The following is a 26,265-nucleotide window of genomic DNA, read 5'->3' on the forward strand; positions in this document are numbered from 1 at the left end:
CCACAGAGTCGCGGATCCTAGTTCGCCGCGCGTCCGCTCGGCCCATGCTCCTCTTGTGCCCCATCCACGCTTCCATTGTGACCAAGGTCAAAGCCGCGTCAACCTCGCGGGGCTACCAGCTTACGTCCGCCTGGACCAGGCTCTCATCTGGATTTCCTGGCGGTGGTCGGCGCCTGCCGTGACTAGGGCTCTACGCACCGCCATGGTCCGTCAAACGGCCCTCGAACTCAGCCGCTGTCGGCGTACGACTTCAAGCCGAAGCCGCAGCTGTCTCGGCCGCTCGGGTAGCACGCCGAGTGAAATGCACGCTCACGACGAGTGCAAGGATGCCTGTGGCGGCGCCCGTTATGCCACCGATCCACGACAACGCCTCCAAGTCCACGGTCCACATCGTAGTGACGCAGCAAGCCATCGCTACGCCCGCCTCGCGATACGTAGCAATCGCGGCTTTGGGCGAGGGTGATCACGTATGCCGCCATGCTTCGCGTTGCCGGCGGCGGGTGGCAGGTCGCCCCACCTGCAGCGGAGCGTGACGCCCGGCCCGCATGCACGCCCTGATCGCCGCCCGGACCTGGCTGACCGTGATCCGGCTGCCCGCCTACGCGCCCGGCCTCAACCCTGCCGAGGGCGTCTGGCGCTGGATGAAACGCGGCCTCACCAACATCACCGCCAACGGCCTCGACCACCTCGCCGACCTGCTCAGACAACGGCTAAGAGCCTGCCAGCAACAAACCGATCTCCCCGCCGGCTTCTTCGCCAACACCGGCATGCCCCTCGACCCCGAACTACCGTGACGACCCGAACCTCAGCCTTTCAACCTCTGTAGCTTGTCGGGCCTGCCGTGACCGGTTTGCGTGTTGGTCGGTGTCCGACTTGCGATGAGCGGATGTCTGGTCTTGACGTCGACCAGCCCGGTTGGCTCGGGTGGGTGCGGTTCCCTGCTGCGGCACTACGAATCGCACGCGTGGCGGTTTCGAGTTTGGTGTTGCGCACCGACGGCGGCACTTCCGTGCGTTCCAGCGACGAGATTCAGGCAGTCGGAGGTGGCCGCAGCAGTCCGGCGAAGCCGACACCTCCGTCCGGAGGTGTCAACAACCACTCAGTCAGCTGACCGTTAATAAAAGCCAGAGCTCGGTTGACCAGGGCGTCGATGTCTGCGTATCTCCGCCCAGACGCGTAGTGCATGATAACGCCCTCGACGGGATCACCCGCCGTGAATGCTCCTGAAGGAACGTCAGAAAGCCCCAAGTGGACAAGCCCGTTTCGAAGGGATCGCAGGCGGAGTACCTCAGCCAGTCCGGGATCATCGAGCAGAGACTCCAATCGCGCGAGGGTCGCTTTGTTTAGAGACGGGGTATTGTTGAGCTTCGCGAGTGACCGCACGGCATGATGTGCGACGACGAGCCGGTGTTTGAACGCCGCAAAACGGCAATCGCTGCAGCAGTTGGAAGTGGCGACGCTCGCGGCCGTGGCGACAGCGTTCTGAAGCATGAGTAGGAGTGGGACGTATCGTTCGGGTACGTCTCCTGAGAACGCTTGTAAATAGCATTCTTGCGAGTCACCGTCACCCCAGACCCAGGCCGAATCCAGTTCGCCTGCAGGCGAACTGTGCTTGGCCTCGGCGAGGCCGAGCGCCTCGACCATTTGGCCGACACCCGCGGCGAGGTCGTGAACGACTCGTCTCGCCGCTTGAATATTGTTGGGTCCAGGAACCTGGTTCCCGGAATGGAAAGCGAGGCTGATGCTGGTCGCCACCGGAGTCTGACGCACGCTCAGCACAGCAAGGTCGGGATTATGGATGCCAAGGAGTCGAGCCAAGCGCCGTCGACTGCCCTCTCGGAAGGAAGCCCGTGTTGAATCTGCGAGCAAGCGGATGTCTCCCGCCAACTTCTCAATGTCGCGACGGCTGTCGTCGAAGAACTTGCCACGTGTGCGCGCTGCAGCCGCTAGCGCCGGATCCCATAGGAGGTCCGGCATGGCAATTCCAAGCTGCCGTGCGCAAAAGGCATGCGCCTCGAATGCAACCAAAACAGCATGCTGAAGGAAGACAAGTCCTCGTTCGACGACGTCTCCTTCGATGGCCGCGCACACGTACCCGAGGTCAGCTCGTGCGATCAGCAGGCCAAGCTGTGCGGACGCTTCGACCTCAGCCCTTGCTCCGTCCCCGGCGCTACTCACGCGCCTCATCCTGCCATCACGCGCTTTCGTTGCCGAGGCCGCGCCATCGACCGGCAACGCTCCCCGACCACGGCCGCAGGATCGGCATCTTTCCGCGACGGAGGCCCTCGACGCACAAGTTGACAGCACCAACACGGTGGTGCTGAGCCGGGAACGCGGCAAGGTCGCGGGACGCGCTGTGACCCTGATCCGGCCAGCGCACCGCCTGCGTCGGGCTGCCACGCGACATGCTCGGCGCGGTCTTGGACGAGTCGCACCTTACCGACCAGCTAGTCGATCTGCTGGATGCGCTCGCGCCAGCCTACCGCTGCCGACCGCAGAGCTTGTCGTACCGGCAGCCCGCCAGCGGTTGCCGTCGGATCCGTCACGCAGATGCCCTCAGCTTGGCCCAGATCGGGCATGGCATGCCCCGACACGTCCGGCCGGTGGTCGAGGACGCGGCCACCCTGGCAGCCGGCAGCGCTCATGGCAAGGACGTCGCGATCGAGCTGGCCGCAAGGCTAATCACCGAGCACCGGGCGAGAGCATACTCCGGTGATTTTAGATCGGACCGCAAGATGCCTTTGAGGTCTTGGGGGTTTCCCAGTGCACGCTGTCGTGACGCCTACTCCTCGCCTCGACCAGAACCGAGGCCAAAGAACCGCTCGAAGAATATGCCAAGCTTCTCGATCACGCGCTGCTTCTTCTCGCCGTGGCCACCGTCCGCCAAGAAGCGCGAGACCGGCGGTAGTACTTTGATAATTGCCGTACCGCCGATTTGAATCGCTCCGTCGCGGAAGGCTTTCGCGATAAACGCGTGGGTCTCGTCAGGGCGGAGGTTCTCGTCCGCGATGATCGCGTTAAGCTCTTCCGTGCGACGCTTGGCGACGTAAGCAGCCCACTGGTCGTCGAGGTCGCCTGTCGCGGAGACCGAATCAACGAACGCCTCGATGAGGTCCTTCTTGAGGCGCAGGCTCGGGCTGGCGTCTACGGCGTGCGTGATGTTGGCGCGGATTTCCTTGTCCTCACCATCGCCGCGGGCTTCGCGGTACTTCTGGACGAGCATCAGGATGTAGTCGATGTTGATCTCGACCTGTTTGATGAGCTCGATCTCGAAGACGATGTCGTCGACGATCGACTCCTTGTCACTGTCCCTGCCCTTACGGAACTCGGCGTAGAGGTCGAGGTAGACGCTGCGGTAGTCTTGGCTCTGACGCTCGGTCAGAATCTCATTGCCAGCGAACTCGTCGAACGAGACCAGGATGTTCTGCAAGCGTAAGATCTGACCAAAAAGGGCGATGAACGCCTTCTGTGCCGACTCGCCGAGGATGACCTGGCCTAGCGGGTACTGCCTCAGCAGCTCCGAAACCTTCTCGGCGTACTCGCTGTAGTACTCGGCGTACGGTTTGAGGAGGACAACACCCTTGGCGTCCTTGTTGCCAAACAGTGCGATGGCGTCGTTGGTCTGCTCCTCAAGGTCTCGGAAGCTGACGATGTTGCCGTAGGTCTTGACCGAGTTGAGGATCCGGTTGGTACGCGAGTAAGCCTGGATCAGACCGTGGCTGCGCAGATTTTTGTCGACGAACAGGGTGTTCAGGGTGGTGGCGTCGAAGCCGGTCAGGAACATGTTCACGACGATGACCAGGTCGATCTGACGGTTCTTGAGCCGCAGCGAGAGATCCTTGTAGTAGTTCTCGAACTTGCCCGACGATGTGTCATAGCTTGTACCGAACATGGCGTTGTAATCGGCGATGGCCGCATCAAGGAAGTCGCGCGAGGACTGATCGAGGGCGCTTGTCTCGAAGCCTTCTTCGTCGAGGTAGTCGTCGAGATCCTCATTGGCCGCGTAGGAGTAGATGACGCCGACCTTGAGCCTGCGGTCAGGCGGTACTTGCTCCTGCTGCTTCTGGAATAGGGCGTAGTAGCGCTTGGCGGCATCAATCGAGGCCGTTGCAAACAGCGCGTTGAAGCCGCGGACACGGCTGGCGGCCTTGACCTCACTGATCCGATTCCTGCCCGACGCGACTTCGCCAACGTTCGCTACCACCATATGGACGTAGCCACTCGTCCGCCTCGTTTTCTGGTCAAAGTGCACCAGTATGTAGTCGACGATCTGACGTAACCGTTCCGGTGCAAGCAATGCCTTCTCAGTGTCGATGGCCGACACCTGCTTGATACTGTCGACACTCGGCGCGACCTTGATGGTATTGACGTAGTCGATCCGGAACGGCAGAACGTTCTTGTCTCGAATCGCGTCGACGATCGTGTAGGTATGAAGCTTCTCGCCGAACGCCTGCTCGGTGGTCTTGAGGCGCGGATTCCCTCTACTACTGGCGTTGACCGAAAAGATCGGCGTGCCGGTGAAGCCGAAGAGGTTGTACTGTTTGAACGCTTTGGTGATTGCCGTGTGCATGTCACCGAACTGCGAGCGGTGACATTCGTCGAAGATCAAAACGACGTGGCCGTCGTAGATCGTGTGACCCTTGTTGCCTGCGATGAAGGTCGAGAGCTTCTGAATTGTCGTGATTATAATCTTGACATTAGGGTCCTCGATCTGGCGCTTGAGAACCGCAGTGGAGGTGTTCGAGTTGGCCGCACCCCGTTCGAACCGGTCGTACTCACGCATGGTCTGGTAATCGAGATCCTTGCGGTCGACAACGAACAGCACCTTGTCAACGGTCGGCAGCCGGCTGGCGATCTGGGCCGCCTTGAAGCTCGTCAGGGTCTTGCCCGAACCCGTGGTATGCCAGACGTAGCCGCCTGCGGCCACCGTGCCGAGTCTCTTATAGTTGACGGCGACCTCGATGCGCTTCAGGATCCGCTCGGTGGCGGCGATCTGGTATGGCCTCATAACCAGCAGCAATCGGTCCGATGCGCTGCCGCCGGCAGTGAGCACGCAGTAACGGGTCAGGATGTTAAGCAGCGTGTGGCGCGCGAAGAAGGTTTTGGCGAACGCAGCAAGGTCCTGGATCGGTGTGTTGGTCGCGTCGGCCCACCACGAAGTGAACTCGAAGGAGTTCGAGGTCGTCTTGGCGCGCTTCTTGCCACTCGACTCGTTGAGGTGCTGAATGCGCGTCGTGTTGCTGTAGTACTTGGTCAGCGTGCCGTTGCTGATCACGAACAGCTGCACGTACTGGAAGAGACCCGAAGCAGCCCAAAAGCTGTCACGCTGATAGCGGTTGATCTGGTTGAAGGCCTCACGGATGTCGACTCCACGGCGCTTCAACTCGATGTGGACCATCGGAAGGCCGTTGACCAAGACGGTTACGTCATAGCGATTGGCGTGCTTGGCGCCGCCCTGGCCCGCACCGATCTCATACTGGTTGATGACCTGGAGCCGGTTGTTGTGAAGGTTGGTCTTGTCGAGAAGCCAGATGTTCTTGGTCGTTCCGTTGTCCAGCTTCAGGATCTGGACGTAGTCCTCCTGAATGCGCATGGTCTTTTCGGCCACGCCGTCGCTTTGTCCGGCGATTTTCTCAGTGAATAGTCGCTTCCATTCGGCATCGCTGAGATTGATGTCGTTCAGTGTTTCAAGCTGGATGCGGAGGTTCGCAACCATGTCGGCCTCAGAATTGATATCCAGATACTCGTAGGCCTGTGACTGCAGAAGCTTGATGAATTCCCGCTCAAGATCCGCCTCAGACTGATAGGCTGTGGCGGTTGAGGGGTCAGGAAGGAACTCCGCGATGACAGTACTCTCGGCACTGACAGCAATCGGCTCGAAGTGTTTTGCCGCCCTCTCACTCATGCCGGCAACTCATCAAATGCGAGGAGGCGGTCGCGGTAGAACTCGTACTGCTGGCGTCGGGCACTGGCCTCGGCAGGCAGTGCAACAGCCATATCTGCCGTAAGACTGTTGAGTTTATCGAGGATGGCGACGATCCGCTTCTGCTCCTTGAGCGGAGGCACCGGAATAGGGAGCTTCGCCAAGCCCTCGCTAGACATTCGCTTCACCTTGGCTCGCGCCACGTACTTGGCCTTCTCCCGAGTGTGCGCATCGGTCCTCAGATAGTAGGATACGAACTTCGGGTCCAACACGTTTGAGCGATAGAGGAAGCAGTCGTCGTGAATGGCAACGTTCATTGCGCCGAGCCATGCGACCCCCCTACCCACGTCCTCTACAGTTTCGCCGACCGCCGCGATCACGACATCGCCCGGCTTGGCATACCGCAGTTGAGGCCCCAGGTCCTCGCGAACGTGGGATACGGCTTGATCTGCGGCGATGCCGTAGGTTGTGTAGATCTCACCGTAGTGAATACTCGGGATGCCTTCGCTTACAACGTCGCTCTTCGTAAACCTGCGACCTCGGATGAAATCGCCAACTTCGCCCATTGGCACGAAATAGACATCCGCGCTATGGAAGGTAAACAAGTTGTCCCGGTAGTACGCATGCTGCAGCCGCCTGGAAATGGATTCAGCATCCAGTTCAGCCTTGAGACCAGCGACTGCACCGCTGAACAGATCCAGCACCCGGACGACTTCGTCCTGGACTCTCTTGGGCGGGACTGGAATCTTGATCTTCGCCAGCTTGTCACCCGAGATGCGTCGCACCTTCGTGCCGGTGATCCCAGTTCTCTTCTGGTTCCGGAATTGCTCTGATTGAAAGAAGTAGGACACGAATTTCGGATTGAGGGTGTGGCGGTAAACGAACGCATCGCCACCCACGGCAGCCTCGGCCGCACCTAACCACGCGACGGCTTTGCCGACTGCCTCGTCATCCTCGCTCGTCGTGGCAATAACGAGATCACCAGGCATGGCCTTGCGGAGCCTCTTGGCGAACTCGGGTGTCACGAACGAGACCGCTTCGGTCGCCCACGTGCCATAGATGGTATGGATCTGGCCGTAGTGGATTGCCGGCACGCCCGCGTCTGTAAGATGGTTCTTCTGCAGCCCGTTCCCGCGGATGAGCTTACCCACGTCTCCAAGTGTCTTGAATTCGACGCCGCCTGGGCAGAGTTCCTGGACTAAATCGCGGATCATGTTCACAAGCCGCCCTCCAAGTCTGCCACGATGTCATCGATCTGCTTTCGGAGCTCAGCCTGTCGTGCGACAATCTGCGAGATTTCGGTGTTCAGCTTGGCGATGTCTACCGCCTCGCGGGTATCCTCCTCCTCGACATAGGACGACACGGATAGGTTGTAACCGTTACCCACGACTTCCGCACTCGGAACTAGCCGAGCAAAATGGTCGACGTCCGTACGAGCGACAAAGGCATCGAGAATACTCTTCTGATGGTCGGGCAGAAGCTTATTCTTGTTGCCGACGCGCTTAAACTCAGCGGACGCATTGATGAACAGTACGCTGTTGTCCTTCTTTGACTTCTTCAGCACAATGATGCAGGTTGCAATCGTGACACCGAAAAAGAGATCCGACGGCAGCTGGATCACGGTATCGACGTAGTTGCTATCGATTAGGTACTTTCGGATCTTCTGCTCGGCGCCGCCTCGGTAGAGCACGCCTGGGAACTCAACGATGGCTGCTGTGCCGTTTACGGCCAGCCAGCTGAGCATGTGCATCGTGAAGGCAAGGTCGGCCTTCGACTTCGGTGCCAGAACGCCAGCCGGCGAGAATCGCGGGTCGTTGATGAGCAGTGGATTACTGTCGCCAGGCCACTTGGTGGAGTACGGCGGATTGGAGACGATTGCCTCGAAGGGCTCCGCGTCCCAGTGAGCCGGATCGAGCAGTGTATCGCCGTGGGCGATGTTGAACTGCTCATAGTTGATGTCGTGCAGGAACATGTTGATCCGTGCCAGGTTATAGGTGGTCAGGTTGATCTCCTGACCGAAGAAGCCTTGGCGTACCTTCTCCTTACCAAGCACCTTGGCAAACTTGAGCAGCAGCGAGCCGGAGCCACATGCTGGGTCGTAGACCTTGTTGACCGACTTCTTGCCGACGACCGTGATGCGGGCCAGCAGCTCACTGACTTCCTGCGGCGTGAAGAACTCGCCGCCGGATTTGCCCGCGCTTGAGGCGTACATGGTCATGAGGTACTCGTACGCATCGCCGAAGGCGTCGATGGCGTGGTTGTTGAAGTCGCCCAACTTAAGGTCACCGACAGCGTTGAGCAGCTTCACGAGCTTCTCGTTCCGCCTGGCGACTGTGTTGCCGAGCTTGCCGCTGTTGACGTCGAGATCGTCGAACAGACCCTTCAGGTCGTCCTCGGATTCTGTGCCGACGGCCGATCCCTCGATATTGCCGAACACCTTCTCCAGGGTTTCGTTGAGGTTCGGGTCACTGGCCGCGCGCTTGCGAACGTTGACGAACAGCTCGCTCGGCAGGATGTAGAAGCCCTTCTCGGCCACCGTCTCCTTGCGGCCGAACTCGGCCTGCTTGTCGGTCAGCTTGGTGTAGTCGAAGTCAGCGTGGCCCGCGCTGCGCTCACCTTCGTTGATGTAGGCGGTAAGGTTCTCGGAGATGAACCGGTAGAACAGGATGCCCAGGACGTAGCTCTTGAAGTCCCAGCCGTCGACAGAGCCCCTCAGGTCGTTGGCAATGCGCCAGATCGTCTTATGGAGCTCGGCGCGCTGAGCTTCCTTGGTCGCCGGAGCCATCACCACGCCACCACCCTCGCGCTGAGGTTGGCGATGCAGACTGTCGTCGACGGGCTCATATCAGGTGGTCTCCTTCACGCCGCAGGCGTGTTTACCTGGATGTTGCGGACTTCGAGCCAGCCTAGTGGGGCGTACCGACAGAGCTTCGTTGACGCGACGCAGGGGTCTCGGGTCCCCGCCAGGCGGATGCATGGCGCTTAACCAGGATGGCCTTCTTACCGGATCGTATGCTACGGCCACAGCTCACTGAGTCATCGACTAGCGGCCGGCAAGTGACCGTCGGCTGTCCCACTGGCAAGGAAGCGACACGCCCTGTCGGGGTGCTCCTCGAAGTGCAGAAGTAGGTACGCTGATGTTGCAGAGGTCAAGCCGGTCGCCAAGAGCAGAACGTCGCCGGACCTCGGCAGTACCGGCGGCGGGCCCGGCCCGCGGCTAGCGCAGATGCCGGGCGAAGAACCCGGCCGCGTCCTGCGCTGCGAACTGCGGAACACCGGTGTGTCCGCCCAAGTCACAAGAGGCGTCAGCCCTTGGCCGGCTCGTAGCTGGGTGTCTGCCAGTCGAGGCAGGTGGGCCGCTGGCCGTTGGTGGTGAAGAACTCCCGCACTGCCTGCCGTGCGGTGGCCACGGGAATGGCCGAATTGTCGTAGGCGTCGGTGCGGGAGCCGCCGAAGTTGTAGGCAAGATCGGCGGGCTGGTCGAGTGTGCCTTTGCTAGCGGCGATCTCGACGAACGCGTGATGCCAGACCAGGACGCTGAGGTCGTGCCGGCCGAGACAGACTTCCAAGACGTGTTCCTTGTCGCTCGTCTCCAGCGACACCATGACGGGAACCGCTGGTACTCGGGGGTGGCCGCTATCCGGTCGAGCAGCGCGTCGAGGTCGTCGAGCCGGTCGATGGTCACCGGCTCGGTACGATCGTAGGAGAGCGTGACCGGCTCGCTGCTCATGCCAACCCCTTTCCGTTGCCCCGGTACACGGTGACATACCGGTTCGGGCCGTAGACGGTGAGTGTCGCGTCTTTCGGCAGGACATACGGCAGTACCCGGTCACAACCCATCGGTTCCAAGCATGGCGTGTTGTTCAGGTACAGGGTGACGACGCCGATAGCCTTCCCGTACTCCGGCAAGTTGAAGGTCTGCCTCATGCAGTCGCGCGGTGGAGGCTGCCGCCGCCGCGAGAGCCTGTCGCACAAGGACGTGACCGCTGCCAGCGGTGACGGCTCGTAGCCAATCCGATGCGGTGTTGACCGAGGAAACAGCGGCGGCCAGGCCGGCGCGTTGCCGAGCAATCTGTTCGAGCACAGCCTGCAACCCGGCGGCGACCCCACCAAGACTCACCCGTAGCGTCCTTCACCTCGTCGCACGACCGTTCGGCTCCTACCGCAGCCCGTGGGCAGGACGAGCGGTACGTCTACCGGATGCGTTGGCGGTGCTGGCATTCCGCCTTCAGCACGGCTCGGCCGTCGCGCCTTCGGGGTCTGCGCGCCCATATCTCGCCCTGCCTACCTCTGTCCGACAGCCGCGATGTAGTCGACCAATGGGCATAGGCCGAGTGCGGCTCGCCGCTGATCAACCGTGTCGGGGCTGGCGATCGGGTACGCCGTCAGCCGGCCTTTTGGGTCGCGGCGCAGCTGGGTGCCGTAGATCTGCGGCTGCCCGGCATGAATGGCCACCCGATCAGTCAGGTAGGCCAAGTCCACGGCACTGGCATCGTTCGCGGCGACGGCAGCGCGCATGAGATCGAGGAAGCGCTGCTGCTCGTCCGGGCTGCGGTCGGCGTGCTGGGCCAGCAGCCAGGCGGCATTGGCACCATCGTCGCCGACGAGACTGCGGGTGGGCCAACCGTGCTCGCTGACGATCTCAGCCAGCCGGGCGGCATTACGTTCATCGACCCGCGCCCACTCCCGGGCCAGGTCATCGGGGATCTCCCCGCCGGGACCTGCCCGCACACTGACGGAGTTCCGGACGCGCTGGTCCTCATTCGCAAGGGCCAGCAACTCACACCGCAGCTCGTCGTCCACCCTGGTTCATCCCAACAATCGTTGCGGCCGTCCCTCTTTCAACCGCTGCCAGCACGAAGCGATCCGGGGCGAGCCATGGTGCGAGGGGTGAGGGCCCGACTGTGGCTTCATCACAGCTCGGCGCTTCCGGGCCACCATCGGCATGTTCGAACGTTCCCTGCGGGACTCGCCCTGCGGCGCGTTCGGCTTGCCGGGACGAGTATCAGCGCCTCGGGCCACCCCGCAGTCCGCCCGCATCTGGCATCAACTTGTACGAGGCAAGTCCGTTCCCCAGCTCGTCCTCTCATTGGGTGCAACAGTTCCCGCTTCCATCCAGGTGGTCAAGGCTTCCAGTACGTCGTGGACGTCTCCGATGCCCATCTTGTATTGCACCGCCTTGCCGCCTTGCTCGGCGAATGCGGCGCAGTTGTCAGCACGGTCGTCGATCAGCGCAGCGTCCGCGAAGGTAAGGCCGTGCTCCGCAAGCCAGGGCCCGAAGAAGCGCTGAGGGTCTTCGGCCTTCAACGCCGCCACCTCACTGGAGCAGATGATGTCGTCGAGAATGATCGCCCAGTCCGCCAGTGTCTCGGACTGCAGGGTAGGGCGACGCCTCTTGGTCCGCGCTCGGTCGAAAGTCTGCAGAAAGCAGTCCATATTGTCAGTTGCCAAGACAACCAGGACATGTGATTTGATTTTACGGAGGGCTTCGAATAACTCGGCGTTGACTCGCATCTTTGCGCAGTCGACGTATAGTCGTCGCGTGAGGAAGTCCTCACGAAATCGGCCATCAAGCTCGATATCCATTGACTTGATGATCTCTTCCGAGGAAAGCAGTCCTTTCATCCACTCGTTGGCCTTGCTCTTGAACACCTCGGCGAGGTTCGCTTCGAGTTGGGCCTTCAGTGGATGTGTGGCACTCTCGCGTATTGACATCCAGAAGGGGTCGCGTGATAGGACGCTGTGCCAGTCCACGAAGACGACCTTGCCGGCTAGCGGCACCTGTATCACGCGGGCGGCCCTCCTAGTTCGCAGCGGCTGTCGTCAGTAGGCCGCGGACCTGGGCTTGGGCGAGTTCGGCCAGCTCGCTGGGGTCGAGCGTCGCGTCAAGCCACATGATCTTCTGATCTCCGGTCATTTCGGTGTAGTACGACCGAATCCCTGCGTTGAACTGCGCGTCGATGAAGATGCTGTCGTCGGGGAACTTCCCCCGGTTGCGCTCGTGCACCGTCGCCTGCGGCACGTCTAGGTATAGTACGAGATCGGGCCAGGATGGAAGGCGTGCCTCGGCCACGGCGCGCTGGGCGGGACCGAAGCATTGCAGCCCGGTGACCTGTTCGATGGCGTGGCGATGTGCGAGGAAGGTGTTCGGCCCCCGGTCTAGCAGGATCAGGTCGCTCTCGGCGTGCAACGCTGCCTCGGTTCGCGTCCGCTCGATGTGGATCAGCTCCTTGAGCCCGGCGGCGTCTTCGTCGAGGGTTCGGGGTACGGGGTTGGGAAGAAATCGGCCACCGCCGACAAAGTCGGCGTAGCACCGCACGTGTGCGATGCTCAGCTGCGACAGCGCCTTCAGCAGCCCTCGGCTGAGGGTTGTCTTGCCGGCGCAGCACGGGCCCTCGACGGCAACGATCACAGTTTGTGAGTTCATGGTCTACCGGCGCTCGGTTTTCCCGATGCCGGAGCCTCCTTTCACAAGGTTGGTGGCGCCGATGAGGCCGCCGATGCCGAACAGCACGGTGGCGAGGGGGCAGGTCAGGACACGAATCACACGCCGCCGCAGGTTGGCTGGCGCGCCGAGGGTGCGGTCGGTAGCCACGAGTTGGGCGAGGTAGATCACGGCGACCGCGGCAGCCACGAGCTGGAGCGGCCCGGATGCGAGGCACAGCGTGGCGAGGATTGCCGGGGCCGTGATGGCGCAGCCGAGCCATTCGCCGGCCGAGCCGAGTGCGGAGGCTGCTTGGAGCTGTGCGCGTGCGCCGGGCTTGGTCGACGGTTGGCGGAGGTAGCGCAGGGCGCGGGCCGGTCCGAAGAACCAACGTGACGCCTGTTCGACCTGGGCTGTGATGGTGTCGGGGACGGCAGCGTGGTCGAGGCTGGCGACTGGCACCATCTCGGTGTTGTGCGATCCCAGGTGGAAGCTGTACTGCATGTCCTCCATGGGCGAGCCGGCCGGCAGCGGGTGGTCCAGCAGGAACGACAGCCGGACGCACAGTCCATGTCCAGTGATATGGGCGTAGACGTATGAGCAGGCTGCGCGCTTGAGTCGCCCTACGCTGCTGGATCGGTTGATCAGTCGGGGGATCTCGAATCCGAGGACGAAGCGGTTGGCACGCAGCGCGCCGCCGTCGCACACCGCCCGAGTCAGGCCATGTAACGCCCCGTCTTCGCGGTGGGTGGGCGCGCGTAGCTCGAACCGAGACGACTGGTGGAAGACGTGTGCGTTGGGATTGACGGCGATGGTGGCTTCGAAGCTGGTCAGCGCGTCGAGTGGTGGTCGTGAGTCGGCGTCGTAGCAGACAAGGTATGCGTCTGCGGGTGAGTCGTCTGCGAGCAGGGTTGACGCGCAGTGGTTCGCTGCGAAGTTCACTTGATCGCCCTTGAGTCCGCTTGGGTCCGGATAGTGCAGGTGGGTAAACCCCCCGGAGGTGGCGAGTTCCTTCACCATCGTCGCGGTGTCGCGGTCCGGCGATGGCTCGGTAGTTTCTCGTGCGGTGGTGACGATGATTAGGTGTGCCAGGTGCTCTTCCGTGAGGCTCACCATGTGCTTGATCGTTTCGGCGATGATGGCGGTCTCTCGCAGTACCGGGATCACGATGAACAGGGCTGGCCTTTCCCCGGCCGCATCCACTGTCGCCGAATGCGGCGCGGCAGTCAGGAACGCCCTGGACCGCACGATCGCGGTGAGTACGAACAGCTGCCGCACAAGGATCGTCAGCATTACCACCGTGGCGATCATGAGCGGCTCGGGCGTTGCCGTTTGACACCGGCTCTGCCGTCATCGCCCACGGCGAGCCGGGTCGAGGCGAGCACTTCCGCATCCGCGCCCTCACGATGCTCGCCTGTGCCCGTGTAGCGGATCTTGCGCTGCTGCTTGACGAAGTGTGTCGGGTCGTCGATCAGCGGCTTGTCGTAGGGGCGTGCCTCGTCTGCGCCCCATCGCGTGACGTACTGCGCGTGGAAGCCGTCGCAGACTTGGCGAAGCGCGCAGTCGTCACAGGCCGGGACGTGGACGTAGTGGTGGCGCTGCTGCTGCCTGCGTGCGGCGTCGAGGTACCACGCCGGATCTGGCTCGCCTTCGTGTCCGGTGTCGTACCAGGAGTTGTAGTCCCATTCGTGCGGGTCGTAGGGCAGTTGGTAGCCGGTGTAGACGTGTGCTTCGTGGCCGGGGAGCTGGCAGGGTGGCATGTATCGGACGTTCGCCTCCACGCCGAGCGCGGTGCATCGGTCGATCGCGCGGGCCAGATGAGGGGCGATCTCGGAGTGCCGCGCCTGGAATGTGATCTCCGGGTCGGCGGTCCACTCGAAGTAGGGGTTGAAGGTCAGGAAGTTGACGACACGGGCGCCCGTCTGGCCGGCCAGCTCCGCGATGGCCTCCAGCTCAGTCAGGTTGTCCTTGATCATTGTGGCGTTGAAACGGAATGGAATCCCCAGCTCGCGCAGGTTGTCCAGTGCCGCGATCTGCTTGGCGTAGTTGTCTCGGCCACGGCCGTGGATCTCCCGTACGGTGTCGCCGATGCCGTGGATCGAGACGAGGAAGTCGTGGATACCGGCGTCGGCGAAGGCGCGTGCATGATCCATGTCGGCCAGGCGCATGCCGTGGGTGATCATCGTCGGGCGCAGGCCGATGTCAGCCGCGTGGCGGACGATCTCCAGCGCGTTGGGGTGCAGGGTAGGTTCGCCGCCCATGAAGTCGACAAATTCGTTGTGGTAGAAGTAGCGGAACTTGTCGAGGGCGGCCCGCGCCTCGGTGGGTGGCATCCATGCCTTCGCGTTCAGGGCGACCTTTTCGTCGTAGCAGAACTTGCACCGGACGTCGCAGGTGAGCCCGAGCCACAGCACACCTCGGCGGGTGATCTGCCGTTGCGTGGTCCAGTCGGTCGCCAGCGGTGCTGACCTCATGAGCTGTCTCCTCGTCTGCCGTCAGATTCGTTGTCCGCTTACAGGTAGAGCTGTCGGAATCGGATGGCCCCTTCGACCTCGCCCGTGAGCACTCCGGCGGCCTCGATGAGTTGAAGGATCATCCGCGATGCGGGGCCGACGTCACCGCGCACGAGTCGTACTGCCGCGCGAGGGCTGTCGAGGATCGCTTGCGCGGCACGCCGGAAGGGGTACGGGTCGAACACGCCCCGCTTGCCGGAGTGCTGCTTGTACTTGGCGAACAGGAGCACTTGGTAGATGGCGTAGAACCGGAACCGGCGGAAGTGCGCCCGCACCGTGGGTCGGTCCTCGTGCCACACCACAGCGTCGGGCACGATCGCGGCGCTGCTGCCCGTGAGCCCGAGCTTGTAGCAGATATCCACGTCGTTGCCCGAGCGGAGGTCTTCGTCGAATCCACCGACCTCGCGCAGGCGAGCGGTCACAAAGCCCGCGTTGGCGCCCGCCACGTACGGCAGGTGCAGCGCCGGCAGGTAGTTGAGCCTGTCTTGGCCGTTGACGATCGTTATCGCGTGCCGCTGCGTCCAGGTCTTCGGCGCGTACGGGCGGATCACGCCACCGATCACCGACGCCAGCCCTTCTTCTAGCGCCGCCGTCATGCGCTCGACCCACGGCGGATCGGCCACACAATCCGCGTCGGTGAGCAGCAGGTACCGGCCACGCGCCACGTCCAGACCGGCATTCCTCGCCGCTGCCGAGTTCGCATCCGGGAGATGCAGGTACCGGATCACGCCGCTGGCGTCGGCCAAGTCACCGAATCGCTGGCTGCCGTTCTCGACGACGATGACCTCGTAGCGGTCGCGCGGCAGGGTCTGCTGCCGCAAGCTGTCGACGAGCCGGTAGACCCGCTCGTCGTCCTTGACCGGTACCACCACGGTGGCGAGCAGGTCCTCGGTCATGGGCGGAACTGCCGACACATGTTGGGCACGAGGCCGAGGGTCATGTTCCGCGGTGACGAGCACCGCTGACAGAACGGGATGCGCTTCTCACGGAACTGCTCAAACGCCTCGCCAGCCCACACCTCGGCCAACGGCGTATCCATCACGTTGCCGACGACGCCGACGTGCGAGATCTCCACGAGGCAGCAGGGCAGCGCGGAGCCGTCGGGCTCGATCAGGGTGTAGAAGTTCGGGACCCGGCAGGCCGCTTTGACCGAGCCCATGTCCGGCCAGTAGATGCCCTGGGCGTAGTTCTCGTCCGAGTTGTCCCGAGAGAAGAAGGTACCCATCACGTACTCGGCGTTGGCCTGGACGATCTCCGGTACGTCCTTGGCACGCAGCACCGCATGGATCGCGGGCACGACCTGGTCGCGGAACTCGTTGATCTCCGGCACGGTCAGCAGCGATGCGCCGGTGTTGTCGCCGTATACGTTCATGAAGTAGATCGACGCGATGCCGGAGTCCACGCAGTGGGCGACCAGTTCGGGGATCTCCCGGAAGTTGTGGCGGGTGATGACGCACATGTAGTTCATGCGGAATTCCGGGGCGTCCGAGCCTGCCTCACGCACCACTTCGATGGCCTTCATGATCGTGGGCAGGGCGTTACGGACGCCGCGAAGCTTTTCGTACCTCACCGGGTCTAGCGTGTCCACGGAGAAGTTCCACGCGCCGAGCCCGGCATCGATGATCTCCCGCGCTTTGTCCACTGTGACACCGGTGCCGACCGAGTTCATGAGTACAAATACGCTGGGATGCCTCTTCGCTGCTTTGATCACGTCGATGAGGTGGGGGTACAGCAGCGGGTCGCCGCCGCTGAGCTGTAGCTCTTCCATCCCCAGGGCGGCAGCCTCGTCAATCGTGCGCAATGCCATGTCCAGGGGCATGTGCCCTGGGTTGGGCATGCGGACGCCGGCCTGACGAGGTACGACCTTGAGAGCCTGCTTTCGCTCTGCGACCATCCCCGTGTAGAAATCCTGCCGAAGATCGCAGTACGGGCATTTGTGGTAGCAGTAGACGGTGGGCTTTAGCACGAACTGCTTGAGCTGGCGAGCATGTGTCTGCATCGAGAACATCTCCCGTCGCTGGCGCTGACATCGACCCTTACATCTATGTACGACCAATCGTGACCACTATTCCGGTGGTCTCGGCGGCTCGATCAGCGGCGAATCGCGCATCAGTCATCTGCGCTACTCGCCTCTCCCTTCGGCGCGGATTGGTCAAACACCTTTCTGACTCGGAACGGACGGCCAACATCGGCGTTCCAGCCGTGTTCCGCCGTCCTGACCCGGGTGGCCGGCGGCAGCGGGACGGGGGATGCCCGCTGCCGCCGGCCCGGGGACCGGCCGCCGTCCGTTGCCGCGTCCTGCGGCCGGTCGAGTAGGCGCCGTACGGCGACTACCGGGTGTGGAGCTGAGACGGCCCGGGATGGGCTCGGGCTGTACGCCATCGGCGTCGGTGTGACCCCGCTGGAGGATGAGGACGGATGAGAACAGGCCCGGCCGGGGTGCGGCGATGCGTTCCTGGGCGGCGAGCAGTTCGCCGGTGGCCGGGTCGATGATCAGCGTGGTGGTCGACCGGTCGGCGTGCACCCGGAAGGCGAGTCCGGCTCGTCCGGCGAGGTCGCTGGTGGTTCCGCGGTATTCGATGCCGGGTACCGTCGCCAGGACGTGCAGGGCCGTCGTCCGTTCGTTCTGGTTGAGGTATTGGCTGGTGGCTAGGCCGACGATGCCCCAGGTGAGCAGTCTCGGGTAGGCGGGTTCGGTCGCCAGCTCGGGCGGTGCCAGCAGCCCAGCCAGGGTGGTCGGGTCGGTGGGCAGCGGTGTGGGCAGGTACGGGTGCAGGTCGCCCTGGTGTTGGGTCGTGATGGGCGAGGCTTTGGCGAATAGGGTTCGTTCCTCGGGCGTGGGCTGGTGGTCGACGCCTCGCACGTCCGGTGCGCGGCGGGTGACCTCGCGTCCGGTGCCGTCGCCGTGTCGCCAGCGTCGCAGGTCTTCGCGGCGGATCGCGCCGCTGCTGCGGGTCCACTGCTGGTGGTGCAGGTATTCGTAGGGCAGGTTGGTCGTGCTGTCGGCGGGGACTGGACCGATGCCGGTGGCGATGGTGGCGAGGCGTTGCTGCGGGGTGAGGCCGGGTGCGGTCGCCGCCGGTGCGGGCGTGGCGGCGGGTTGCTGCCCGCCGAGCGTCGTGGGCGGTGCGGGTGCGGGGATGGCGGGTACGGTGTGGCAGCCGGCGAGCAGGACACTGCCGAGAGCGGCGGTCACGCGGCCGGCGGGTGCGGTCAGTCGGAGCATGGGTGGGCTTTCCTTGCTGTGGTTGGTGTGGCCCGGGGACTTTCCCGCCGTTGAGGCAGCCCCGGGGGCTGGGTGTCGAGGTGGCAGTTCAGCCGGCTGACGTGGTGAGCGGAACTGGTCGGCCGGCGCGACGTAGGGGCCACAGCTGTGGACCGTCGACGAGGCGCAGCGGGATGCCGGTGTGGTAGCCATGCCTGGTCAGGAAGTCCCGGACCGTGATGGTGGTGGCAACGGTGTCGACCGGATAGCCGAGCTGGTCGACCCGCTCGTGGTGGTGAGCGAGCAGCGCCTGACCGATGCCGTGGTGACAGGCGTCAGGAGCGACGTGCAGCCAGGCGAGCCAGTGGTGCGGGGCACCCGAGCGGTACCGGCGGGCCAGGGCGTAGAGCTGCTGGAAGCGGGGTAGGTGTCGGCCGGTGAAGGTACTTAGGTGATAGTCGGACAGCGGTGCCGCCTGTGGCGCTGGGTGGTGCCGCCATACGGCGACGGCCGTCATGTCGAGGGCGATGTCGACATGCCCCCACTCCACGGCATGGTCGACCTCCATCGCGAGCAAGCCGTTGAAGATGTGCTGCCGCTCGACCGGGTCGGCGACCAGCCATTGCGCTACCGGATCAGTGGCGACGGCGTCGGCGAGCAGCGCGGCGATCGTGGCCACGTCGCTGGCTTCAGCGGATCGGATCGGTGTGGTCGTCACGGGGCCGGCGGTCACAGTGGCCGCCGACGTGGCAGGGTGCGCGGGAACGGAGTCCGGCCGCTGCTGGTGGGGGCGCCGCGCCACATTCGCCAGATGATGGGCCCACCGGTGGGGAGCACGATGGTGGGGCCGGCGGTGTAGCCGAGGCGGAGGTAGAGCCGCCGGTTGCGCATGTTGGTGGCTTCCAAATATGTCGGCAGGCCGAGATCGTCCAGGCGACGGTGATAGTCGGCGAGAAGCGCAGCGCCGATACCGCGGCTCTGCTGTACCGGGTCGACGGCGAGGTAGGCGAGGTAGTGGTGCGGCTCGTCGGGGTGGAAGGCGTCGAACATCTCCTCCAGCAGCACGAACTTCGGCGCATACGCCCCCGCGATGTGCTCCAGTACCTCCAGCCGTCCACCCGTGTCGGTCGAGGTGCGTTCGAGACGGGGGTACCAGATGGCCACGGCCGTCTGGTCGCCGGTGGTGTAGACCTGCCCGTGGGCCAGGCCGTGGTGGAAGGCGTCGGTGAAGTACCGGTAGTAGACGGTTCGCCGGTCGGTCGGGTCGGGAACGAGCCAGTCGGCGACGGGGCCTTCGTGGAACGCTTCGGCAAGGACGCCGATCAGTGGTCCGGCGTCGGCTTCGGTGGCGGGGCGGACGAGCAGATTCTTGTTGCTGACGGTCACAGCAGCTCCCTGGTCAGGCGGGTTGGCGAACAACATCGGGGGCACGCAGCGGACCGGTGTCGCTGTCCGCGCCCAAGCCGATCGCCGCATACACGTCCGGATTGGTGGTACGCCGGACCAGCGCCCAGGCGATGCCGAGCAGCGCGGCGACGGCGTACGCGGCAGGGAACGCCCAGCGCAACGGCGAGTCCGGCGCCACACCGAGAAGGGTGTCGAACTCCCGCAGGGTGACGGTGAGGATCCCGCCGAGCGCCACCGAGGCGATCCCCGGCGCGATCACCGACCGCCACGCTCCCTCTGCATGGGGGGTGCGGGCGAAGAAGCCGATCACGGCGGCGGAGGTGAGGGTCATCAGGATGAGGACGCCGAGGCCGCCGGTGACGGTGATCCAGAAGAACAGGTGCACGATCGGGTCCGCCCCCGCCAGGGCGTAGCCGACCAGCACGGCGAAGGCGAGCCCACTCTGGACAAGGGAGCCGACCTTCGGCGCGCCGGTCCGCCGACTGGTGCGACCGAACGCCGCCGGGAGCACCCGTTCGCGGCCGAGGGCGAACAGGTACCGCGCCACGGTGTGGTGAAACGAGAGCAGGGCGGCGAACAGGGAGGTGATGAACAGGACCCGGGCGACGGTGATGACACTCTGGCTCAGGTACGGCGACACCAGGTTGAAGATCAGGTCGGTGCCGTCGGTGCGGGCCGCCTCCACGATGCGGTCGGGGCCGGTGGCCACGGACATCGCCCACGCGGACAGCCCGTACAGCAGACCGGTCACCGCGACGGCGACGTACGTGGCGCGGGCGATCGTGCGGCGCGGGTCCTTCGTCTCCTCCGAGAACACCACCGTGCCCTCAAAGCCCACGAATCCGGTGATCGCGGTGACCAACGCGGCACCGATCCCGGCGGCGAACACGTGCGACGGGGCGAGGGTGTCGAAGGAAACCGTTCCGTCGGCGGGGTGGGTCACCATGATGGCGTCGAAGGTCAACGCGACGACGCATTCGGCGATCAGGACGACGGCGAGAACCTTGCCGTTGAGGTCGATCCGCGCGACCCCGAGCGCGGCGACGATGGCCCAGACGGCGAGGGCGCACATCCACCAGGTGAGCTGCCAGCCGTACCGGTCGTTGAGGAACTGCGCGGTGACCGCGCCAGCACCGCCGTACAACCCGATCTGCATCGCGTTGTACGCGAGGAGGGCGACCATGGCGGCGCCGACCCCGGTGGGGCGACCGAGTCCCCGGGTGACGTAGGTGTAGAAGGCACCCGCGTTGACGATGCGGCGGGACATGGCCACGTAGCCCACCGCGAACAACGCCAATACGGCCGCTACCAGCAGATAGGCCACGGGGATGCCGGTGACGCCGGTGACCGCGTACCCGGTGGTCGCGCCACCGGCCACGACCGTCAGCGGTGCGGCGGCGGCGATGACGAAGAACACCACCGACGGGATACCGAGCCGCCCACGCGCGAGGACAGCGGACACGGTGTCAGGTTTCGAGTGCAACATCGGTTCTCTCTCAGCGAAGAGGGATGGATAGGGAGTTGGCTCAGGAGGTGCGGTGGCTCAGCACGGCACCGCCGACGACGGCACCGAGGTCAGCGAGGAGATCGCGCAGCGGGGCAGGGACCTGGTCGACCTGGTGGCGCAGGAACGCGCGGACAGCGAGTGGTGTGCCGTCGAGCAGGATCGGATCAAGCTGCGTGTGCAGCGCCAGGCCCGCAAGGGTTTGGTCGAAGGCGGTCAGCGGGTGGTAGTTGCGCAGGTGGAAGGAGAGCCGTGCCCACGACCAGGCGGCCGTGTTCACGTCGGTGGGGACGTAGACGGTGCGGTGCCGCCACAGCCGACCGACCTGCTCCGGCCGCAGCAGCCCGAGCTGCCACATCCGGGTGGCCACCTGCTCGCAGGCGGTGGTGGCAAGGAACGCCAACCACGTCCGGGTCGCCGTGTGACGCGGCTCGGCCACCAAGCGGTCCAGGACAAAATGTTGCAGCCAATCCTTCGGCGGCGAGGCATTGAGCACCCGCACATGCCGGCCCTCGAACGTGACCCGACCCTCCCGGTACAGCTCGGCCAACAACGCGGCAGCCAAGCCGTGCGCCGTCGCCGACTCGAACAGGCGCGGACGGCCGGTCTGGTCGTCGTGGGCCAGATAGAAGAACTCGTCGGCAAGACGCGTGGTGGTGTGCGCGGCGGCGCTGCCGACTGCGCGTACCGGCCGGGCCGGCTCTCTTGGTGCCTGATGCTCGTACAGGTGGGGTGCGTGATCGTGGGATGCGCCGGAGGGTGGGGTGTTCACCGCGGCTGACCTTCCTCGGTCGACTTCGTCAGAGGAGATGGGAAACCCGAGCTGCCGGAGGAGCTTCCGGCCGCCGGGGTGGCGGGCCAGTTCCTCGATCGCCCAGGCGTGTTGCCGGCATCCACCGGTCTGGCAGTGGAAGCAGGTGCTGCCGTCGCGGTGCTGGAGCGCCGTGTTGCGCGCCGCCTCGAAGCGGTCGACGGGGCGGTCGCCGTCGTCGGTGCTGGTCATGAAGTGGGTATCCGGCGGTGCAGCGCGGCCACGCTGACCCGTATCTCCATGCACGGCGGGTGCCGGTCGACGTGTGGGTAGTCGCACTCCGGACGGTGGCCGAGGATCCAAATCCACTCGTCGCTGCGGTTCGGGAGATCGCGAACGTCAGCGACGGTGACAACTACTGCGGTGCCGGGGGTGAGGTCACGGCCGTAGGACCAATCGTTCGCATCGAGCCGCAGCAGCGTGCCAGCCGCGACCTCGGGGAGGGGCTGAGGGCTCCGGGTCACGGCCGCGTCCTTCCCACGCCCCGAGCGCTGCCCGGGCCGCTGCTCAGCGTCGGCCGTTCTGGGCTCGCCCGACGGGTTTGGCAATGCCTGGCGAGGTCGGTTGCCACGGCGGTGTCGTCGCTGCGGCCGTTGAGCGTTGGTTCGCCACTGTCGCGGTACAGCGCCGCCCCTTCACAGCCGAGGCCGAAAGGCTTGAACGACTCCTCGCCCCTGGGGACGAACCACTTGACGCGCACTGCCTTCACCTTCCTGAGTAGCTTGAGATGCGCGGCCGGGCCCTCCCCGGCACCGCCCGCGCACCTGACCGATGGGACGCAGTGGCCGTCGCCGATGGGTCGGCGGGGCACTGCACCGGCTTGCTCGTGGCCTCCGACGAGTCCCTGGCCTATTGGAGGGGGTCGGGGCCAATGTGGAAGCGGTTTGACCATGGCAACCGGTGCCGGTGGCATGGAACCCGCCCGGCAGGTCAGACCGCCCGGATTAGCTTGGGCTGCGGCGGACGACTAGCGCGACTAGTCGCCTTGACTGGTGCGTTGGCGAGTGGGGTGGCTGGGCGATGACTGCCGGTTATGCTGCTCTCACTTCCCTCCGTCGATGGGGCTGTCGTGAACGTGGACCGCTTTTCGCAGATGACGCATCCCGATCAGTCGTGGTGGGATGAGCCGGCGATGCGAAGTGCCCTGGCACGTCGGGACGTAGGTCAAATCTTTATGCTGTTGAACCGGCGTCACGGCATGACGCAACGCCGTATCGCCGAGCTTGCTGGGTTCGCTGCGTCCGAGGTCTACGAAATCACCCGTGGTCGGCAGGTCATGGCATACGACGTCCTCGTGCGAATCGCAGAGGGACTGGGCATACCGCGCGCCTTGATGGGCCTCGGATACGGGACAGAATCGGCTCAAGAACATCATCCCGAGCCGCTGCCCCTAGCTGAACCGGAGCACCGGAAGCAATTCGTTGCCGCCCTGGCCGGCTTCGCCGTTGGCGGCTCACCAGACATCGAGGCGTGGCTCCCCCGGCGCGGTGAGCGGCCCCTCTCAGCGCCGGAGGTCGTGAACCCGGAGGCCATCGCCACCGTACGGGAAATTACTCAACGGCATCGAGAGTTGGATGCCGTGTATGGCGGTGGCTCGTGTCGCGACTCGGCGCGGGGCTACCTGGCATGGGCGAGCTGTCTCACCCGTAGCCGCTGCCAAACCCCGCAACTGTCTGTCGAGCTACATGCCGAGCTGGCGGACTTGCACAATCTTGTCGGGTGGATGTCCCATGACCTGGGTGAACACATGGAGGCGCGCCGCCATCTTGCCCAGGGGCTCGTCTACGCCCAAAAGGCGGGTGATTCAACGCTGATGGCGGACGCCTATTACCGTCTCGGCCGAGTAAGCATCCACCAGGGCAACCCCGCAGAGGCGCTGCACCTATTCCAGCTCGGCCAGATCGTTGCCACGAACTCAAACTGCCTGACTTCAGTAGCGATCCTGCACGCGAACATCGCCTGGGCCCACGCCAGAATGGGAAACGCGCCTGCGATGCGCGACTCACTGGCGCGCGCTCGTGACGAAGTCGGCAGAGCCGACACCGCGCAAGCACCCCAATGGACACGGTTTTTCTGCGAGCCAGCCGACCTGGAAGGAATGTCAGGAGTCGTCCACTCGGCGCTGGCTCGCTATTCGCAGTACCGCAAGCAACACGCCGCCCTCGCGCTGACCCACGCCGGCCGGGCGTTGGAACGGCGAACCGAGACGTCACGCAGTGGCGCGTTCGACCACGTGACCATGGCGCTGGGATACGCGCTCCTCGGAGAACAAGACAAGGTCGCACCCCACGCACAAGCAGTCCTGGATGCCGCGCGGCATGTGCGATCCCGGCGACTGCTCGACCGGCTCAGCGACGTCGCGGACGTCATCGAACCGCGCCAAGACAAGCAGTTGGCGGAGGTGGTGACGGCCATCCGGGCACGCGTAGCCGCGTGACCTAACCTGGCGGGTATGTCGACCACCCTGACCGCTGAGGCTGCCGACGAGATCCAGCGGGGACTCGACGCCGTCCGCCAGCAGGCCGGACTCGCCTCCGGCGAGGCACACCTCATGCGGTACACGATCAACGCGGTCTATCGGATCGGCGACAGAGTGCTGCGGCTCTCGCATGGCGAGGTGGCACGAGAGCGGGCACGGCGGGTCGTCCGTGCAATGGCTCTACTCACGAAGCACGAGGTGCCAACGGTCGAGCTGGACACCAGCGTTGAGCAGCCCGTGGTGGTGAACGAGTGGGTGGCCACGGTTTGGCACTACATACCTCATCCGACGCGCCGCCCCGATCCCGTCGAGCTGGCCGAACCGCTGGCGAGGCTGCACGCCATCGCCGAGACACCGTCGTTCCTGCCTCGCTGGTCGCCCGTCGCCACGGCTCGACGCCGACTGGCCGGGCTCGCCAGCCTCCCCGCCGACGAACTCCTGTTCACGCAACAATGGGCGTCCCGAGAAGTCGAGCTATCTCTCGACGATCTCGTGGCACGACTCCAAGCGCGCTGCGAAAACCTGGAGCCCCGCGTTGCGGCTGCCACGTGGGAACTGCCGATCGGCGTCGTGCACGGTGACGCCCACGTGGGCAACGTCCTCGCGGGCCGGCTATGTGACTTCGACTCACTGGCGATCGGGCCGCGCGAGTGGGACCTCGTGCCATTGGTGCACAGCGCCATCCGCTTCGGTGACCCATCCGAGCCGTACGAGAGGTTCGCCGCAGCCTACGGCTTCGACCTCGCAACGTCACCGTCCTGGCCGCTCCTACGGGAGGTGCGCGAACTCCAACTCGTGACCAGCGTGATGGACAAGCTCCCGGGCAGGCCCGAAGTGGCGCAGACCTTGGGCCATCGGCTACGTACCTACCTGGCGGGCGACAATTCGGCAGTGTGGCAGCGCTACCGATAGCGAGGGGCGCGAGGAGGTAGGGCGTTGTCCTTGATCGCCGATGTCGTCGCACGGCTCAACGCGATCCGCGTCGACCTGAGCAAGCAGCGGCAGCAAACCCTAAGCCTTGCCGGCCAAGTCGATGAGGCCACTCGTCGACTGGCCACAGTGATCGGCACCTCCACCAACCCGTACGCCCGAGCGGCCCTCGCCCGCCTCGCCACCGGCGGACAGCGCTTACGTGAGGGGGCGCAACTGGCCCACGGTGCCGAGGAAGCCGTCGCGTCGTACGTCGGCATCATCACCGGGACCAAAGCCGGCGTCGCCGGCGGCGAACCCGCCGACTCGATCGCACCCGCTGTTACCCAGACCCGGCCACAGAAGGCGGCAATCGACGAGATCCGACCCCACGTCGGACGCGATGTCGCCACAGGACGGCTGTACGACACCGACGGGCGACCGTTGACCCCGCTGGTCGGACCCGGGGACACCGGAGCCGGCACAGGACTCGCTGCTCCCCTGCCGTCTCTTCGGTTCATCACGCATATCGAGTCCAACGCCACCGCGCACATGCGCCGACACCGCGTCCGGCACGCTGTGCTCTACACGAACATGCGCCCCTGCCTCGGCGATGACGGCTGCACCCAGAACATCAAGGCCACGCTGCCGGCAGGCTATAGGTTGACCATCTACCAGGTACGCCCCAACGGGGGCGTACGGGTCTGGCTGTTCGATGGAACCGGGGAAGGAATCACCGATGATCCAGGCTGACGAGCACCCCGTCCAGGGCGACGAAGCCGCCGTGGCGGACCTGCACGAGCGGGCGCACAGCCTCGACACCGCCGCACTGACCGCCCACGCGCTGACGCTGGGAATCCGCCCTCCCGATGCGCGGCCCGGCTGGCTCATCGTGCTCGAATACGCCGAAGATGGGGCCGAGCGGGGTCTGTTCTGGATTGGGCCGGACGACCAATAGCCACCATCGGATCGATCGATGCGACGTGCCGTGAGTCCAGCACCGTTGGCGTAAGTCGGCTGAGCGTAACGCCGGAGGACCGAGTGGTACTCGCCGCCTGATCTGCTTCCGGTGAGTGATCGACAGGTGACG

General features: G+C 64.6%; 22 protein-coding genes. 5 read left to right on the forward strand and 17 right to left on the reverse strand.

Annotation, left to right across the window (positions count from 1 at the left end; all coding sequences use genetic code 11):
* Positions 1-545: 545 nt before the first annotated feature.
* Entirely contained in the window at positions 546-794 is a 249-nt protein-coding gene (locus O7601_RS25275) for a transposase (RefSeq protein WP_281563586.1), read from the forward strand.
* A 235-nt stretch (positions 795-1,029) separates the two neighbouring features.
* Here O7601_RS25275 and O7601_RS25280 read toward each other — a convergent pair whose 3' ends face one another.
* From O7601_RS25280 to O7601_RS25360, 17 genes are all read right to left on the reverse strand, one after another.
* Positions 1,030-2,178, reverse strand: a complete 1,149-nt coding sequence (locus tag O7601_RS25280; protein ID WP_281563587.1) for a hypothetical protein — start codon at positions 2,176-2,178, stop codon at positions 1,030-1,032.
* Positions 2,179-2,782: 604 nt separating this feature from the next.
* A complete protein-coding gene (locus O7601_RS25285; RefSeq protein WP_281563588.1) occupies positions 2,783-5,905 on the reverse strand; it encodes a type I restriction endonuclease subunit R in 3,123 nt (1,040 codons plus the stop codon).
* On the reverse strand, positions 5,902-7,137 hold the full coding sequence (locus tag O7601_RS25290; RefSeq protein ID WP_281567028.1) for a restriction endonuclease subunit S: 1,236 nt from the start codon (positions 7,135-7,137) through the stop codon (positions 5,902-5,904). The genes O7601_RS25285 and O7601_RS25290 overlap by 4 nt, the downstream gene beginning before the upstream one ends.
* A 2-nt stretch (positions 7,138-7,139) precedes the next feature.
* The gene (locus tag O7601_RS25295) at positions 7,140-8,708 is read right to left on the reverse strand and encodes a type I restriction-modification system subunit M (protein WP_281567029.1); all 1,569 of its coding nucleotides are present in this window, start codon (positions 8,706-8,708) and stop codon (positions 7,140-7,142) included.
* Positions 8,709-9,228: 520 nt separating this feature from the next.
* Positions 9,229-9,738: an Imm1 family immunity protein gene (locus tag O7601_RS25300; protein ID WP_348650218.1), complete on the reverse strand. Its 510-nt coding sequence runs from the start codon at positions 9,736-9,738 to the stop codon at positions 9,229-9,231.
* 469 nt (positions 9,739-10,207) lie between these two features.
* Positions 10,208-10,726, reverse strand: coding sequence for a DUF6624 domain-containing protein (locus O7601_RS25305; protein WP_281563590.1), 519 nt, complete (start codon positions 10,724-10,726; stop codon positions 10,208-10,210).
* A gap of 243 nt (positions 10,727-10,969) precedes the next feature.
* The gene (locus tag O7601_RS25310) at positions 10,970-11,677 is read right to left on the reverse strand and encodes a hypothetical protein (RefSeq protein WP_281563591.1); all 708 of its coding nucleotides are present in this window, start codon (positions 11,675-11,677) and stop codon (positions 10,970-10,972) included.
* A gap of 49 nt (positions 11,678-11,726) precedes the next feature.
* Complete coding sequence (locus O7601_RS25315) at positions 11,727-12,350, reverse strand: AAA family ATPase (RefSeq protein ID WP_281563592.1); 624 nt, start codon at positions 12,348-12,350, stop codon at positions 11,727-11,729.
* Positions 12,351-12,353: 3 nt separating this feature from the next.
* Entirely contained in the window at positions 12,354-13,658 is a 1,305-nt protein-coding gene (locus O7601_RS25320) for a glycosyltransferase family 2 protein (protein WP_281563593.1), read from the reverse strand.
* Positions 13,655-14,761: a radical SAM protein gene (locus tag O7601_RS25325; protein ID WP_281563594.1), complete on the reverse strand. Its 1,107-nt coding sequence runs from the start codon at positions 14,759-14,761 to the stop codon at positions 13,655-13,657. The genes O7601_RS25320 and O7601_RS25325 overlap by 4 nt, the downstream gene beginning before the upstream one ends.
* Positions 14,762-14,859: 98 nt before the next feature.
* A complete protein-coding gene (locus O7601_RS25330; RefSeq protein ID WP_281563595.1) occupies positions 14,860-15,756 on the reverse strand; it encodes a glycosyltransferase in 897 nt (298 codons plus the stop codon).
* Positions 15,753-16,868: a radical SAM protein gene (locus O7601_RS25335; protein ID WP_281563596.1), complete on the reverse strand. Its 1,116-nt coding sequence runs from the start codon at positions 16,866-16,868 to the stop codon at positions 15,753-15,755. The genes O7601_RS25330 and O7601_RS25335 overlap by 4 nt, the downstream gene beginning before the upstream one ends.
* Positions 16,869-17,012: 144 nt before the next feature.
* Positions 17,013-18,086, reverse strand: a complete 1,074-nt coding sequence (locus O7601_RS25340; protein WP_281563597.1) for a hypothetical protein — start codon at positions 18,084-18,086, stop codon at positions 17,013-17,015.
* Positions 18,087-18,174: 88 nt separating this feature from the next.
* A complete protein-coding gene (locus O7601_RS25345) occupies positions 18,175-18,783 on the reverse strand; it encodes a GNAT family N-acetyltransferase (RefSeq protein ID WP_281563598.1) in 609 nt (202 codons plus the stop codon).
* Positions 18,784-18,794: 11 nt separating this feature from the next.
* On the reverse strand, positions 18,795-19,451 hold the full coding sequence (locus O7601_RS25350; RefSeq protein WP_164448117.1) for a GNAT family N-acetyltransferase: 657 nt from the start codon (positions 19,449-19,451) through the stop codon (positions 18,795-18,797).
* Between the two features lie 13 nt (positions 19,452-19,464).
* Positions 19,465-20,958, reverse strand: a complete 1,494-nt coding sequence (locus O7601_RS25355) for an APC family permease (protein WP_281563599.1) — start codon at positions 20,956-20,958, stop codon at positions 19,465-19,467.
* A 40-nt stretch (positions 20,959-20,998) separates the two neighbouring features.
* The gene (locus O7601_RS25360; RefSeq protein WP_281563600.1) at positions 20,999-21,979 is read right to left on the reverse strand and encodes a GPP34 family phosphoprotein; all 981 of its coding nucleotides are present in this window, start codon (positions 21,977-21,979) and stop codon (positions 20,999-21,001) included.
* A gap of 877 nt (positions 21,980-22,856) precedes the next feature.
* Here O7601_RS25360 and O7601_RS25365 point away from each other — a divergent pair.
* From O7601_RS25365 to O7601_RS25380, 4 genes are read left to right on the forward strand one after another with little or no spacing between them, the layout of a single operon-like run.
* Positions 22,857-24,224: a helix-turn-helix transcriptional regulator gene (locus tag O7601_RS25365; protein ID WP_281563601.1), complete on the forward strand. Its 1,368-nt coding sequence runs from the start codon at positions 22,857-22,859 to the stop codon at positions 24,222-24,224.
* Positions 24,225-24,239: 15 nt separating this feature from the next.
* Positions 24,240-25,178, forward strand: a complete 939-nt coding sequence (locus O7601_RS25370) for an aminoglycoside phosphotransferase family protein (protein WP_164448120.1) — start codon at positions 24,240-24,242, stop codon at positions 25,176-25,178.
* 24 nt (positions 25,179-25,202) lie between these two features.
* On the forward strand, positions 25,203-25,928 hold the full coding sequence (locus tag O7601_RS25375) for a DddA-like double-stranded DNA deaminase toxin (protein ID WP_253289479.1): 726 nt from the start codon (positions 25,203-25,205) through the stop codon (positions 25,926-25,928).
* Entirely contained in the window at positions 25,915-26,133 is a 219-nt protein-coding gene (locus tag O7601_RS25380; protein WP_235944848.1) for a hypothetical protein, read from the forward strand. The genes O7601_RS25375 and O7601_RS25380 overlap by 14 nt, the downstream gene beginning before the upstream one ends.
* Positions 26,134-26,265 lie beyond the last annotated feature (132 nt).

The organism is Verrucosispora sp. WMMD573 (genome assembly GCF_027497175.1).
Taxonomy (GTDB): domain Bacteria; phylum Actinomycetota; class Actinomycetes; order Mycobacteriales; family Micromonosporaceae; genus Micromonospora.

Bases quoted from the DNA above. Each gene is read 5' to 3' on its own strand.
- O7601_RS25275 (WP_281563586.1), top strand. From the start codon at position 546: ATGCACGCCCTGATCGCCGCCCGGACCTGGCTGACCGTGATCCGGCTG.
- O7601_RS25285 (WP_281563588.1), bottom strand. From the start codon at position 5,905: ATGAGTGAGAGGGCGGCAAAACACTTCGAGCCGATTGCTGTCAGTGCC.
- O7601_RS25290 (WP_281567028.1), bottom strand. From the start codon at position 7,137: ATGATCCGCGATTTAGTCCAGGAACTCTGCCCAGGCGGCGTCGAATTC.
- O7601_RS25295 (WP_281567029.1), bottom strand. From the start codon at position 8,708: ATGGCTCCGGCGACCAAGGAAGCTCAGCGCGCCGAGCTCCATAAGACG.
- O7601_RS25300 (WP_348650218.1), bottom strand. From the start codon at position 9,738: ATGTCCTGCCGAAAGACGCGACACTCACCGTCTACGGCCCGAACCGGT.
- O7601_RS25315 (WP_281563592.1), bottom strand. From the start codon at position 12,350: ATGAACTCACAAACTGTGATCGTTGCCGTCGAGGGCCCGTGCTGCGCC.
- O7601_RS25320 (WP_281563593.1), bottom strand. From the start codon at position 13,658: ATGATCGCCACGGTGGTAATGCTGACGATCCTTGTGCGGCAGCTGTTC.
- O7601_RS25330 (WP_281563595.1), bottom strand. From the start codon at position 15,756: ATGACCGAGGACCTGCTCGCCACCGTGGTGGTACCGGTCAAGGACGAC.
- O7601_RS25335 (WP_281563596.1), bottom strand. From the start codon at position 16,868: ATGTTCTCGATGCAGACACATGCTCGCCAGCTCAAGCAGTTCGTGCTA.
- O7601_RS25340 (WP_281563597.1), bottom strand. From the start codon at position 18,086: ATGCTCCGACTGACCGCACCCGCCGGCCGCGTGACCGCCGCTCTCGGC.
- O7601_RS25355 (WP_281563599.1), bottom strand. From the start codon at position 20,958: ATGTTGCACTCGAAACCTGACACCGTGTCCGCTGTCCTCGCGCGTGGG.
- O7601_RS25360 (WP_281563600.1), bottom strand. From the start codon at position 21,979: ATGACCAGCACCGACGACGGCGACCGCCCCGTCGACCGCTTCGAGGCG.
- O7601_RS25370 (WP_164448120.1), top strand. From the start codon at position 24,240: ATGTCGACCACCCTGACCGCTGAGGCTGCCGACGAGATCCAGCGGGGA.
- O7601_RS25380 (WP_235944848.1), top strand. From the start codon at position 25,915: ATGATCCAGGCTGACGAGCACCCCGTCCAGGGCGACGAAGCCGCCGTG.